Below are 13,540 nucleotides of genomic sequence, written 5' to 3'. Positions count from 1 at the left end.
TTCATGTCCTTACAGCGTGCGTTCGCGCAGCTCGACCTCGAACGTTTCGAGGAAGTCGCCCGGGCGGATGTCGGTGAAGTTCTGCGTGAACGTCACACCGCATTCCAGACCCGCGCGAACCTCCGGAACGTCGTCCTTGAAGCGTCGCAGCGACGCAATTTCGCCATTGTAGATAATGACGTCGTTGCGCGTGATGCGGGCCTTGAGCGCCTTGCGGATGACACCCTCGACCACCAGCAGACCGGCGGCCTTGCCGTGCTTGCCGGCCGAGAAGACCTCGCGGATTTCCGCGCGGCCAACGACCGTCTCGAACGCCTCGGGGCCAAGCTCGCCCGCCATGCCGGCGCGGATCTCGTCGATCAGGTCATAGATGACGTCATAATATTTCAACGCCACCTTGTGCCGCTCGGCGATTTCGCGCGCCTTGGCATTGGCACGGACGTGGAAGCCGATGATCGGCGCGCCCGAGGCCGCAGCCGCGTTCACGTCGCTCTCGGTGATGCCGCCGACGCCCGAATGCAGGATGCGCGCGCGGATGTCGTCGGTCGAGATCTTGTTGATCGCAGCGACGATCGCCTCGACGGTCCCTTGCGTATCCGCCTTCACCACCAGCGGATATTCGATCGCCTTGTTCGCTGCCAGCGCAGAGAACATGCTCTCGAGGCTCGCCGGCGCAGCCGTCGTGCGCTTCTGCGTCAGCACGCCCTGGCGATATTCCGCAACTTCGCGTGCCCGCGCTTCGCTCTCGACCACCTGCAGCTGGTCACCAGCCGACGGCGTGCCCGAAATGCCGAGCACCTCGACCGGCGTCGACGGGCCCGCTTCCTTCAGCTGGCGACCCTTGTCGTCGACCATCGCACGCACCTTGCCGCTTTCCGCGCCGACGACGAACACGTCGCCGACCTTCAGCGTGCCGCGGGTGACGAGCACGGTGGCAACCGGGCCACGGCCCTTGTCCAGCTTCGCCTCGATCACGCTGCCTTCGGCATCGCGGTCGGGGTTGGCCTTCAGGTCCATCAGCTCGGCCTGCAGCTGGATCTTCTCGATCAGCTCGTCGAGGCCGGTTTTCTTCAGCGCGGAGACCTCGACGTCCTGCGTCTCGCCGCCCATCGCCTCGACCTGGATGTCATGCTCCAGCAGGCGCTCGCGCACGCGCTGGGCATTGGCATCGTGCTTGTCGATCTTGTTGATCGCCACGATCATCGGCTTGCCGGCCGCCTTGGTGTGATTGATCGCCTCGATCGTCTGCGGCATCAGCCCGTCGTCTGCGGCAACCACCAGCACCACGATATCGGTGACGTCGGCACCACGCGCACGCATGGCGCTGAACGCCTCGTGGCCCGGCGTGTCGAGGAAGGTGATCTTCGACTTGTCCTTCAGCGTCACCTGATAGGCGCCGATATGCTGCGTGATGCCACCGGCCTCGCCGCGCACCACGTCGGTGCCGCGCAGCGCGTCGAGCAGGCTGGTCTTGCCATGGTCAACGTGGCCCATGATCGTCACGACCGGCGGACGCGGCTTCAGATCGGCCTCGGCGTCCGGCGCGGTATCCAGCACCAGATCGATGTCGCTGTCGCTGACGCGCACGACATTGTGGCCGAATTCGGTGACCAGCAGCTCGGCCGTATCCTGGTCGATCGTCTGCGTCATGGTGACGGGCGAACCCATCTTGAACAGCGCCTTCACCAGGTCAGCGCCGCGTTCCGCCATGCGGTTCGCCAGCTCCTGGACGGTGATCGCCTCCGGCACCTGAACGTCGCGGACCTGCTTGGCCTGCGGTTCGCGCGGGCCGGTCCAGCCACGCTTTTCCTTTTCGCGCGCACGCTTCAGCGCGGCGAGCGAGCGGGCGCGTGCGCCATCCTCGTTCAGCGCGCGGGTGACCGTCAGCTTGCCGCCACGACGCTCGTCGCCCTTGCGGTCGCGCTGCTGCGGACGCGCCGGCGCCGCATTGTTGCGCGGCGTCGCCTGCCCCGACGGCAGGTTGCGCTGCTGCGGCGAGGACGATCCGGCCGACGATCCGCTGGCTGTCGAGGCTGCTGCCGCGACCGGCGCTGGCTTCGGCTCGGGCTTTGGCTGCGGCTTCGGAATCTCAGGACGTGCCACCGGCGAGAAGCGGCGCGGCGCCGGCATCGACGGGTCGCGGCCCAGCACCGGGGGTGCAGGCGGCGGCGCAGGGGTCGGCTTGGGCGCGGGCGGCGGCGGCGGGGCCGCTACCGGCGCGGCCGGTGCCGGCGTCGGCGCAGCCGGCGCCTCGACGACTGGTGCCTTGGGCTCGGGCGCGGGAGGCGGCGGCGGCGGGGCCACCGGACGGAACATGATCGGCGCACCCGTGCGCACCATCAGCGGCTCTTCGGCCGGGGGCGCGGGCGGTGCAGCCGCCGGGGTTTCAGCCACCTGCTCGGGTGCCGCCGGAGCAGGCCCGGGCGCAGGCGCAGCCTCGGCCGCAGCAGCGGCACGCTCCTCGGCGCGGCGCTTTTCTTCCTCCGCCGCGCGGGCACGCTCGGCCTCCTCGCGGTGCCGCTGTTCCTCCAGCGCACGCATGCGCTGCTCCTCGGCCTCGCGCAGCAGGCGGGCCTGCCGCTCCTGCGGGGTCTCGTTGGACGGGGCGCGCGGCGGTGCGGGCGGCTCAGCGCGCGGTGCGGGCGCGGCGGGCGCCTCGGCTTCCGCCGGTGCCGGCGCGGCAACCTGCTCCGTCGGCGCGGGGTCACCCGGCTTGCGGAAGGTGCGGGCCTTCTTGGTTTCCACGATCACCGTATTGGAGCGGCCGTGGCTGAAGCTTTGCTTCACCTTGCCGGTCTCGACGGTGCGTCGGACGCCCAGAGGCGCGCGCATGCCAAGTTTCGGCTTATCGTTGTCGGTCTCGCTCACTCAAATTCCTCGTGTGTCGTCACGGCCGGTACATGCCCGGAAAGCTCGGGCGCCGATGCGCCTTGCGCGGCCGTTGCGCAAGGTGCGGAGGTCAGACCACCCACCAAAGTATCACTTTGATGAGCTTCTGGGCTATCAGGGCCGATAAAGCGGCGCCAGCGATCGAGCGCGTCGCTCAACCTGCCGGCCGCCATGCGGTCGGTGACGCCGATATGTACCACGTTTTCGCGGCCCAGCGCCATCGACAATATGGGGCGTGGTATCGGCAGAACCAAGCCCCCCAGTCCGCTGCCCTCGCGGTTCGATCCGACTCGCCACGCCTGGGCCAGCTTGCGCCGCCCGTCCTCGCTCGCGTCCGCGGCATGGTACAATGCGTGTAGCCGGCCGGCGCGCGCCGCCTCGGCAATGCGGTCCGATCCGGTCAGCACGGTGCCCGCGCGCGATTCCAGCCCCAGCCGGTCGAGCGCCTGGCGCTCCAGCGCGGCGGCGATCATCGCGGGCAGATCATCGGGAATGATCATCTCGCCGGCCTTGAACGCCCGCGCCAGCGCCCCGCGCAGCTTGCCCTTCGCCTGGGCGGCGGAAAGCTCTGCCGCGGTCACGCCGATCCACGCCCCGCGCCCGGGCGCCTTGGCACGCACATCGGGCAGCACGCGCCCGTCAGGCGCCAGCACCAGCCGGATCAGGCCGTCGCGCGGCGCTTCCTCGCGCGACAGGATGCAGGTACGGACAGGATCGCTCATGCGCGCGCCTCCCGCCCGGCAACCTGGTGGCTGCCGGCCTGATGTTGGTTGGCGCTGCGGATCGTTAGCCGATCATTGTGAGGGTTCCGCATGCGCGTCTCCCTCTTTCGGTGCGGCAGGCGAGTCGCGATCAACGATCAGCACGCCGCCGGCACCGTAATTCTCCGTCGAAACTTCCTCGATCACGATCTGGACCGCGGCGGGATTCTTGCCCAGCCGCGTGACCAGCGAGGACGTGACGTCAGCCACGATCCCCGCCTTCTGCTCCCTGGATGCGGAGCCTGCCAGTCTGATCGACACGAACGGCATCAGGCCTCCGACTCCTCCGTCGCAACATCGGCCGTCGCGGCATCGGCCGGCGCGGCCTCCTCATCATCGAACCAATGCGCACGGGCAGCCATGATGATCTCATTGCCCTGCTCTTCGGTCAGGCCATATTCGCCCAGCACACCGCCCTTGTGCTCGGGACGGCGCGGTGCGTCCTCGTTGCGGCGGCGCGGCTCGGCACGCTTCTTCTCGATCAATTCGTCGGTGGCGAGGTCGGCGACATCGTCCAGCGTCTTGATCCCGGCCTTGCCCAGCGTGACCAGCATCGCTTCGGTCAGGTGCGGCAGCTGCGCCACCGCATCCTCGACGCCCAGCGCCTGGCGCGCTTCGCGATTGGCCTGCTCGCGACGCTCGATCGCCTCGGCCGCACGGCTCTGCAGCTCCTGCGCCAGATCCTCGTCGAAGCCTTCGATCGCCGCCAGCTCGTCCAGCTCGACATAGGCGACCTCTTCCAGCTCGGTGAAGCCTTCGGCCACCAGCAGCTGGGCCAGCGTCTCGTCGACGTCCAGCTCGTTCTGGAATGCTTCCGACCGGCTGACGAATTCCTGCTGACGCTTCTCCGACGAATCGGTCTCGGTCATGATGTCGATCGCCTTGGCGGTCAGCTGCGACGCCAGGCGCACGTTCTGACCACGGCGGCCGATGGCAAGGCTCAGCTGGTCGTCGGGAACGACCACTTCGATCCGCTCTTCTTCCTCGTCGATGATCACGCGGCTGACGTTCGCCGGCTGCAGCGCGTTGACGACGAAGGTCGCGATGTCCGGCGACCACGGGATGATGTCGATCTTCTCGCCCTGCATTTCCTGCACGACGGCCTGAACGCGGCTACCCTTCATGCCGACGCATGCGCCGACCGGATCGATCGACGAATCGTGGCTGATGACGCCGATCTTCGCGCGGCTCCCCGGGTCGCGCGCGGCGGCCTTGATCTCGATGATGCCGTCGTAGATTTCCGGCACTTCCTGCGCGAACAGCTTCTTCATGAAGTCGGGGTGCGCGCGCGACAGGAAGATCTGCGGCCCGCGGTTCTCGCGCACCACCTTCAGGATCAGCGACCGGATGCGGTCGTTCACGCGCACCACTTCGCGCGGGATCTGCTGGTCGCGGCGGATGACGCCCTCGGCGCGGCCCAGGTCGACGACGATGTGGCCGAACTCGACGCGCTTCACGACGCCGGTGATGATCTCGCCGGCGCGGTCCTTGAATTCTTCATACTGGCGCTCGCGCTCGGCATCGCGAACCTTCTGGAAGATCGTCTGCTTGGCAGCCTGCGCCTGGATTCGGCCGAATTCGATCGGCGGCAGCGGATCGACCAGGAAGTCGCCGACGGTCGCGCCCTTCTGCAGCTTCTGCGCGCCATTGACGTCGACCTGCTTGTAGATGTCGTCGACCTGCTCGACCACTTCAACGACACGCCACAGGCGAAGGTCACCGTTGTTCGGGTCCAGCTTTGCGCGGATGTCCATTTCCTGGCCGTAGCGGGTACGCGCCGCACGCTGGATCGCATCCTCCATCGCCTCGATGACGATCGCCTTGTCGATCATCTTCTCGCTGGCGACGCTGTTGGCGATCGCGATCAGTTCCGCACGGTTCGCGGTGACGCCGGTAGCCATTACTCGATTTCCTCTGCTTCGATTTCTTCTTCTTCCGCGCCCTCGACGGAGAGCGGGACGGTTGCAGCGATCAATTTGTCGGTCAGCACCAGCTTCGCGTCAGTGATCCGCGCGAAGGGAACGTTGGCCACCGAGCCCGTACGATTGCGGATGGTGATTTCCTCACCCTCGACGCCGACGATCTCGCCGCGGAACTGCTTTTGCCCGTCGAGCGGCGCGTCCAGCGTCAGCTTCGCCTCATGCCCGGCCCAGTCGGTGTAATCCGACAGGCGCGTCAGCGGGCGATCGATGCCCGGGCTCGACACTTCCAGGCGATAGGCGCCCTCGATCGGGTCCCGCCCCTCTTCCTCCAGCGCGTCGAGCACGTCGGAGATGCGGCGCGACAGGTCGGCGCAATCGTCGATCGTCAGCTGCCGCGTGTCGGGCCGCTCCGCCATCACCTGCAGCGTGCGTTCGTCACCCTTGCCGAACAGCGCGACACGCACGAGGTCGAACCCGAGTGCCTTGGCCTCGGCCTCGATCATCTGGGTCAGCGCGACCAAATCCGCCATCGGGTCTCCACATACACACAGGTTGTTGCCGCCGCGGAGCCCTGCCCCGCGACCCCTTGCATCTGGCGATGTAAGAGAAAGCACGGTCAATATAGATCGGGATGCGATGAGGGGCAATCCCCCACTGCCCTTCCCGGATCAGTCACACCGGCAATGTTGCAAAATGTTGCCAAGAAGGTCGGAACGGGCCGCCCGCGGCATCGTTCACCACATATCACTTGGGAAAGGAACGCGCTTTGCTCTGGACGATCGTTGTCATCCTGCTGGTCCTATGGCTCCTCGGCTTCAGCCTGCATGTCGCTGGCGGCCTGATCCACATCCTGCTGGTGATCGCGCTGATCGTCGGGCTGGTGCAGCTCTTCACCGGCCGCCGCGTCTAGATCGGGTGGCATCACCCCGGGGTCCGTCCCCGGGGTGACGCATCCGCGCCTCAGTCGGCGAACAACAACACCGGCGTCTCGAGCAGCTTCTTGACCGCCTGGACATAGCTTGCCGCATCCCAGCCATCCACGACGCGGTGGTCGCAGCTGATCGACAGGTTCATCAGCTTGGCGCGGACGATGTCGTCGCCCCGGAACACCGGCCGCTCGACGATCTTGTTCGGCCCGATGATCGCCACTTCCGGCCGGTTGATCACCGGAGTCGTCGCGATCCCGCCCAGCGGCCCGAGCGAGGTGACGGTGATCGTCCCGCCGCCCAGCTCCTCGGGCTTCAGCTTCTGCGTCCGCGCCGCTTCCGCCAGGCGGCCGATCTCGCTCGCCAGCTGCCAGACATTCTTGTCCTGCGCATCGCGGATCACCGGCACGGTGAGGCCAGCATCGGTCTGCGCCGCCATGCCCAGGTGCACCCGGCCCGACCGAGTCACCACGCCCGCCTCGTCATCGTAGCGCGCGTTGAGCATCGGGAACTGCGGCAAGGTGCGGCAGATCGCGACGATCAGGAACGGCAGCATGGTCAGCTTCGGCCGCCCGCCACGATTGTCGTTCAGGTCGGCGCGCATCTCCTCCAGCGCGGTCACGTCGATTTCGTCGACATAGGTGAAGTGCGGGATGTTGCGCTTCGACGCGGCCATGTTCTCGGCGATACGGCGGCGCATCCCGATCACCTTGACCTGCTCGTCCTCGCGCGCGCGGCTGGCATGCGGCGCATGATAGCCCTGCCCGCCGGCATAGCGCAGATAGGCGTCCAGGTCGGCGTGGCGGATGCGGTCACCCTCCGACACCTTCACCTGCGAGAGGTCGACGCCCAGATCCTTCGCCCGCGCGCGCACCGCCGGGGAGGCCAGAACAGGAGCCGCCGACGCCGCAGCAGGCGCCACCTCGGCAACCGGCGCAGCAGCCACCGATGCAGCCGGAGCCGGAGCCGGAGTGGCCGGCGCCGCTTCCACCACGTCCTCGACGCCGGGATTCTCCGCCTCGAATGCCGCGGCTTCGTGCGCGCCGCCCAGCTTCTGCTCGACCTCCGCCGCGGTCTCGCCCTCCGGCTCGACCGACGCATCGGCGTCGGTTTCGATCACCACCAGCATCGCGCCGATCGCAATCTGGTCGCCGACCTCGCCGGCCAGCTCGACCACGACGCCCGACACCGGCGATTCCATCTCGACCGTCGCCTTGTCGGTCATCATGTCGGCGATATTCTGGTCTTCCTCGACCCGGTCGCCCACCGCGACATGCCAGCCGACGATCTCCGCCTCGGCAATGCCTTCGCCGATATCGGGCAGCTTAAAGGTGAAACGCGCCATAGCCTGATCCAAATCCGTTCGTGTCGAGCGAAGTCGAGACACTGTCTCGCGAAGCCCCGCCCCTCGACTTCGCGCGGGACGGACGGGGCGGGTGGGACTGGGTGTCAGTCCTTCATGATCTTTTTCAGCGCCATGCCGATGCGCACGGGGCCGGGGAAATACGCCCATTCCAGGCTGTGCGGATACGGCGTGTCGAACCCGGTCACGCGCTCCACCGGCGCTTCCAGGTGATAGAAGCACCGCTCCTGCACCAGCGCCGACAGTTCCGCGCCAAACCCGCCGGTGCGCGTCGCCTCATGCACGATCAGGCAGCGCCCGGTCTTCTTCACGCTCTCCTCGATCGTCTCGATGTCGAGCGGCACCAGCGTGCGCAGGTCGATGATCTCGGCGTCGATGCCGGTATCCTCGACCACCTGGGCGCAGACGTGAACCATCGTGCCATAGGCCAGCATCGTCACCGCCTGGCCCTCGCGCACGACCGCCGCCTTGCCCAGCGGGATCTTGTAATAGCCGGTCGGCACTTCGCCCGCGGGATGCTTTGACCAGTTCGCCGCCGGGCGATCCCAATGGCCGTTGAATGGGCCGTTGTAGATGCGCTTGGGTTCGAAGAAGATGACCGGGTCATTGTCCTCGATCGCGGAGATCAGCAGCCCCTTGGCGTCATAGGGCGTCGACGGGATCACCGTCTTCAGGCCGGAGACGTGGGTGAAGATCCCCTCCGGGCTCTGCGAATGGGTCTGCCCGCCGAAAATGCCGCCGCCGAACGGCGAGCGCACCGTGATCGGCGCGGTGAATTCCCCGTCCGAACGATAGCGCAGCCGCGCCGCCTCGCTCACCAGCTGGTCGAGCGCGGGGTAGATGTAATCGGCAAACTGGATCTCGGGCACCGGGCGAAGGCCATAAGCCCCCATGCCGATCGCGACGCCGATGATGCCGATCTCGGTGATCGGCGTGTCGAACACGCGCGTCTTGCCATATTTCGCCTGCAGGCCGGCCGTCGCGCGGAACACGCCGCCGAAATAGCCCACGTCCTCGCCCATCACCACGACGTCGGGGTCGCGCGCCATCAACACGTCCATGGCGGAATTGATCGCCTGGATCATGTTCATGCGCTGGGTGGCGCCGGCGGCGTCGGTCTCCACCGCCGTATTTTCCGCGTTCGTCTCGATCACGTCACTCACCAGGCCAACTCCGTCATCCCAGCGCAGGCGGGGATCCATAAACGCATCATGTCGAAAGAGCCGCCGGGGGCGCGGCCAGTGCTGTTCGCCGTCCGCGCGGCGGCACTCACCGTCGCAGCGCTCACTTCTTGCGCGCCCACGGTCGCCCGCTTTCCTCTTCCTCGGCGATCATCTGCGCCTGCTGTTCGCGCAGATGCCACGGCATCTCCTCGAACACGCCGTCGAACAGCGTGTCGAGCGGCTGGTGCAGGCCATGGCCCAGGATGCCGTTCTTCTCGGCTTCCTTCTGCGCGGCCTTCACCTCGTCGGCGACTTCCTTGTCCATCGTCGCCTGGCGCTCCTCGTCCCATTCGCCGATGGTGATCAGATGATCCTTCAGCCGGCGGATCGGGTCGCCCAGCGGCCATGCGGTCGGCTCGCCCGCGCTGCGATATTGCGACGGGTCATCCGACGTGGAATGCCCTTCGGCGCGATAGGTGAAATGCTCGATCAGCGTGGGGCCCTGGTTGGTCCGCGCACGCTCCGCCGCCCACTGCGTGGCGGCATAGACCGCCAGCGCGTCATTGCCGTCGACCCGCAGGCCAGCGATGCCATAGCCAACCGCGCGCGCGGCAAAGGTCGTCGCCTCCGCGCCGGCAAAGCCGGAAAAGCTCGAAATCGCCCATTGGTTGTTGACGACGTTGAAGATCACCGGTGCGCGATAGACGGTGGCAAAGGTCAACGCGGAGTGGAAGTCGCCCTCCGCCGTCGATCCCTCGCCGCACCAGGTGGCGGCAATGCGCGTGTCGCCCTTCGATGCCGACGCCATCGCCCAGCCCACCGCCTGCGGGTATTGCGTCGTCAGGTTGCCGGAGATCGAGAAGAAGCTGAAGCGCTTCTCCGAATACATGATCGGCAGCTGCTTGCCCTGCAGCTTGTCGCCCGCATTCGAATAGATCTGGTTCATCATGTCGACCAGCGGGCACCCGCGCGCGATCAGCAGACCCTGCTGGCGATAGGACGGAAAGCACATGTCGTCGGCGTCGAGCGCATAGGCCTGCGGCACGGCCACCGCCTCCTCGCCCAGCGACTTCATGTAGAAGCTCGTCTTGCCCTGCCGCTGCGCGCGGAACATGCGTTCGTCGAACGCGCGCACCGTCGCCATATGGCGCAGCATGCGGCGCAGCGTATCGGGCGACAGCTTGGGATCCCACGGGCCGACCGCGCGATTGTCGTCATCGAGCACGCGGACCATCGTATAGACGAGGTCGGTGAACCCGCGGGCGTCCTCGGCAGTGTCCGGGCGGCGCACCGATCCCGCGGCGGGGATCTCCACATCCGAAAAATCGACCGTGTCGCCGGGGCGGAACTTGGGCTCGGGCACATGCAGCGCGAGCGGGGGCAGATTGCTGCGGGCGGCGTCCGCCATAGTTTCTCCGGTTACTTGTTGCACCGGACAACGCGCCGGTGAGCAGATCGAATCCTTGTTATAAAATTTCAACGCACAGCGCCAGCGTCTGCGATGCAAGGAAATGTGACACGACCTTTTCGTCCGCCGAAACCGCCATGGATCATGGTTTCGAGTCGCACGATTGACTCCGCCGGTTGTAGGAACAAAAGAGGAACGTGAGTTTTGAGTGAGTCGTGCCCGTGCCATCCCCTGCCACCATTGCCGAGCTGAGAGAAACGCTCCGCGCCATTGAGGGCGACGGCCATCGCCGGCGCGAGACGCTGCCCTTCGGCGTGGCGGATATGGATTCGCGGCTCGCCGACGGCGGGCTGCGGCTCGATGGGCTGCACGAGGTCGCGGCGAAGGGCGCCGACATGTGCGATGATTCGGCCGCCACCTTGTTCATGGCGGGGATTGCCGCGCGCGCCTGGGGTCCGATCCTGTGGGTCGTGCGCCGGCGCGATCTGTTCGCCCCCGGCCTCTACCAGGCGGGCCTCTCCCCCGAACGCGTCCTTTATGCCGAGGCGCGCGACGATGCCGAAGTGCTCGCGCTGATGGAGGAAGGGCTGCGCCACCGCGGTCTTGGCGCGGTGATCGGCGAGGTGAAGCGCGCTGCCATGCCTGCCACCCGCCGGCTGCAACTCGCCGCCGAAGGGGGCCGCACGATCGCGCTCCTCCTGCGCCGCCATGCGCGCGAGGATGCCGATCCGCTGGCCCCGCCCTCCGCGGCGCTCACCCGCTGGCGGATCGCTTCCGCCCCCTCCGTTCCCCTGCGCTGCGGCAGCATGGGCCGCCCGCGCTGGGCCGTCTCGCTGGTGCGGCAACGCGGCGGCGACCCTTTCGACACTTTGCTGGAGGCCTGCGATGACACGGGTCGTCTCGCTCTACCTGCCGCACTGGGCGATCGATCGCGTGCGCCGGGCCGAGCGTCGCCGCGCACCAACGCCGCGGCCTGAACCGGGCAATTCGCTCGATTCAGGGCCGCTCGATCTCGCGCCGCTGACGGCGGCGGTGGCCGAGGAACAGGTGCTGCAATGCGACGCGCCGAAGAACACCGGCTGGCGCCCCGGCGCGCGCTGGGCGCGCAGCGATGCGTCTGCGCCTGTTGAGAAGCGCTGGTCGCAATCGACGCGCGCCGATGTCGCACGCCAGGTGGAGGCGATGCCCGCGCATCAGCGCCCGCCAATGCGCGAAATGGGCCGCCGCAGCGAGGCCGCCGACCATCCCTTCCGCGCCATGCCGCCGGACGAAGGCGCGCGCCCCGTGCCCACGACGCTACCCGTGCGTCCCGATCCGGAGGACGTGCCCAACACCCGCTGGCGCGGCTTTGACGGCCTCGATCCCAATGCCGACGACCGCGCCGCCGCCGCGCTCGCGCGGTGGAACGCCATGCCCGCGGTGCGCGGTCCCGGCGAAGGCCCCCACCCCGACAAATACGCCCGCTGCGGCTCCAATGATGCCGGCGCGCGGGTCCCCGGCGTCGCGCCCTTTTTCGACACCGGCCGCACCCTCGCCAACACCGTCGCCCGCGCCAGCAATCTCCAACATCCCGCCCCCAAACCTCACAAGCGCAATGTTCGAGAACTTCCGCCGCCCTTGATCACCGTCCACAAGATCGGCAGCCGCATCGAAATCGCCGCCGCCTCACCCGAGGCACGCGCGCTCGGCCTCACGCCAGGCATGGCGCTGACCCAGGCGCGCGCCGCCGTGCCCGACATTGACGTGCGCGACGCGGATGCCGCCGGCGACCTCGCCGATCTGCACCGCCTCGCCACTGCGCTCGCCCGCCGCTGGTGCCCGGTCGTTGCGCTCTCGGGCGAAGACGGCCTGTTCCTCGAGATCAGCGGCACCGCCCACCTCCACGGCGGCGAGGAAGCGATGGCGCGCCGCCTGCTGCGCCTGCTCGCCCGGCTCGGCATCACCGCGCAGCTGGCGATCGCCGACACCGCGGGCGCCGCCTGGGCCTTCGCCCGTCAGGCTGCGCCCGCTGCGATCATCCCCCCCGGCGCGCATGTCGCCGCGCTCGTCCCGCTGCCGGTCACCGCGCTTCGCCTCGCCGATGGCGCGCGCGAATTGCTCGCCCGGCTCGGCGTGGAGACGATCGGCGAGCTCATGGCGATGCCCCGCGCCCCGCTCGTCCGCCGCTTCGGCAAGACGATCGCGCAGCGGCTCGACCAGGCGACCGGCGCCCTGCCAGAACCGCTCGATCCGATCATCCCGGTGCAGCCGATCGCCGTCACCCGCCGCTTCGCCGAACCGATCGCCACCGCCGATGCGATCAGCCATTGGCTCGCCGGCCTCGTCGATGATCTGGCGGCAGCGCTGGCCAAGGCAGGGGTCGGCGCGCGCGCGCTCGCCTTCATCGCCGCGCGTGTCGATTCGACCGATCAGGTGATCCGCATCGGTCTCGCGCGCGCCAGCCGCGAACCGTCGCACCTGCTGCGTCTCATCGCCCGCCGGATCGAGGAGATCGACGTTGGCTACGGCCTCGACGCGCTGACGCTCCACCTCGTCCGCGCCGACCCGCTCGGTCCCGAAACGCTGGGCGCGGCGCTTGCCGAACAGCAGGCGCCCGATCTTGCCCCTTTGGTCGACACGCTCGCCAATCGCATCGGCCCGACGCGTTTGTGGCGGCACCAGCCGATCGAAAGCGACGTCCCCGAACGCTCAGTCGCCCCGCTACCGCCACTCGATCCCCCCGCCACCGCCACCACCCGCCTGAAGCGCGACGACGTGCGCCAGCTCGACGGCCGCACGCCCGATCATGCCTGGCACCCGCGCTGGCCGCGCCCCGCGCGACTGCTACGTCGCCCGGAGCCGATCGACCACGTCATGGCCGAAATGCCCGACCACGCCCCCCGCCGCTTCACCTGGCGCGGCCGCCCGCACCGAGTCACCCATTCCGACGGGCCGGAGCGGATCACCGGCGAATGGTGGCGACGCCGGGGTGAGCGCGACGGGGTGCGCGATTATTTCCGAGTCGAGGACGAACAGGGCCACCGCTTCTGGCTGTTCCGCCGCGGCGATGGCGAGCGCGCGGAAACGGGCGATCTCAGCTGGTACATCCATGGCACCTTTGCATGATCC

At 68.2% G+C, this 13,540-nt stretch carries 11 protein-coding genes; 3 read left to right on the top strand and 8 right to left on the bottom strand.

What is annotated here, in order from left to right:
- Positions 1-9: 9 nt before the first annotated feature.
- The 5 genes from infB to rimP all read right to left on the bottom strand — a co-directional run bounded on the left by infB (position 10) and on the right by rimP (position 6,102).
- Positions 10-2,868 carry a translation initiation factor IF-2 gene (gene infB, locus CA236_RS12575; RefSeq protein ID WP_125945864.1) on the bottom strand — a complete coding sequence of 953 codons (2,859 nt, stop codon included), beginning with the start codon at positions 2,866-2,868 and terminating at the stop codon, positions 10-12.
- The gene (locus CA236_RS12570) at positions 2,865-3,611 is read right to left on the bottom strand and encodes a DUF448 domain-containing protein (RefSeq protein ID WP_125945863.1); all 747 of its coding nucleotides are present in this window, start codon (positions 3,609-3,611) and stop codon (positions 2,865-2,867) included. The genes infB and CA236_RS12570 overlap by 4 nt, the downstream gene beginning before the upstream one ends.
- A 72-nt stretch (positions 3,612-3,683) precedes the next feature.
- Positions 3,684-3,920: a 4-oxalocrotonate tautomerase family protein gene (locus CA236_RS12565; RefSeq protein WP_125945862.1), complete on the bottom strand. Its 237-nt coding sequence runs from the start codon at positions 3,918-3,920 to the stop codon at positions 3,684-3,686.
- Positions 3,920-5,551: a transcription termination factor NusA gene (nusA, locus tag CA236_RS12560; protein ID WP_125945861.1), complete on the bottom strand. Its 1,632-nt coding sequence runs from the start codon at positions 5,549-5,551 to the stop codon at positions 3,920-3,922. The genes CA236_RS12565 and nusA overlap by 1 nt, the downstream gene beginning before the upstream one ends.
- A complete protein-coding gene (gene rimP / locus CA236_RS12555) occupies positions 5,551-6,102 on the bottom strand; it encodes a ribosome maturation protein RimP (RefSeq protein WP_125945860.1) in 552 nt (183 codons plus the stop codon). The genes nusA and rimP overlap by 1 nt, the downstream gene beginning before the upstream one ends.
- A gap of 236 nt (positions 6,103-6,338) precedes the next feature.
- Here rimP and CA236_RS12550 point away from each other — a divergent pair, with 236 nt between their 5' ends.
- Positions 6,339-6,482, top strand: a complete 144-nt coding sequence (locus tag CA236_RS12550; RefSeq protein ID WP_125945859.1) for a lmo0937 family membrane protein — start codon at positions 6,339-6,341, stop codon at positions 6,480-6,482.
- A gap of 50 nt (positions 6,483-6,532) precedes the next feature.
- On the opposite strand, the gene CA236_RS12545 is transcribed toward CA236_RS12550, so the two are convergent.
- From CA236_RS12545 to CA236_RS12535, 3 genes are all read right to left on the bottom strand, one after another.
- Entirely contained in the window at positions 6,533-7,843 is a 1,311-nt protein-coding gene (locus tag CA236_RS12545) for a dihydrolipoamide acetyltransferase family protein (RefSeq protein WP_125945858.1), read from the bottom strand.
- Between the two features lie 104 nt (positions 7,844-7,947).
- Positions 7,948-8,952, bottom strand: coding sequence for an alpha-ketoacid dehydrogenase subunit beta (locus CA236_RS12540; protein ID WP_046407317.1), 1,005 nt, complete (start codon positions 8,950-8,952; stop codon positions 7,948-7,950).
- A gap of 193 nt (positions 8,953-9,145) precedes the next feature.
- Positions 9,146-10,432, bottom strand: a complete 1,287-nt coding sequence (locus tag CA236_RS12535; RefSeq protein ID WP_125945857.1) for a 3-methyl-2-oxobutanoate dehydrogenase (2-methylpropanoyl-transferring) subunit alpha — start codon at positions 10,430-10,432, stop codon at positions 9,146-9,148.
- Positions 10,433-10,653: 221 nt separating this feature from the next.
- On the opposite strand from CA236_RS12535, the gene CA236_RS12530 reads away from it, so the two are divergent.
- On the top strand, positions 10,654-11,409 hold the full coding sequence (locus CA236_RS12530; RefSeq protein WP_241212641.1) for a protein ImuA: 756 nt from the start codon (positions 10,654-10,656) through the stop codon (positions 11,407-11,409).
- Entirely contained in the window at positions 11,318-13,537 is a 2,220-nt protein-coding gene (locus CA236_RS12525; RefSeq protein WP_241212640.1) for a DNA polymerase Y family protein, read from the top strand. Before CA236_RS12530 ends, CA236_RS12525 begins: the two co-directional genes overlap by 92 nt.
- Positions 13,538-13,540: the final 3 nt, after the last annotated feature.

This window comes from Sphingomonas sp. ABOLG, from assembly GCF_003950435.1.
Lineage (GTDB): Bacteria > Pseudomonadota > Alphaproteobacteria > Sphingomonadales > Sphingomonadaceae > Sphingomonas > Sphingomonas panaciterrae.
This window is presented reverse-complemented; position numbering and strand designations above follow the sequence as displayed.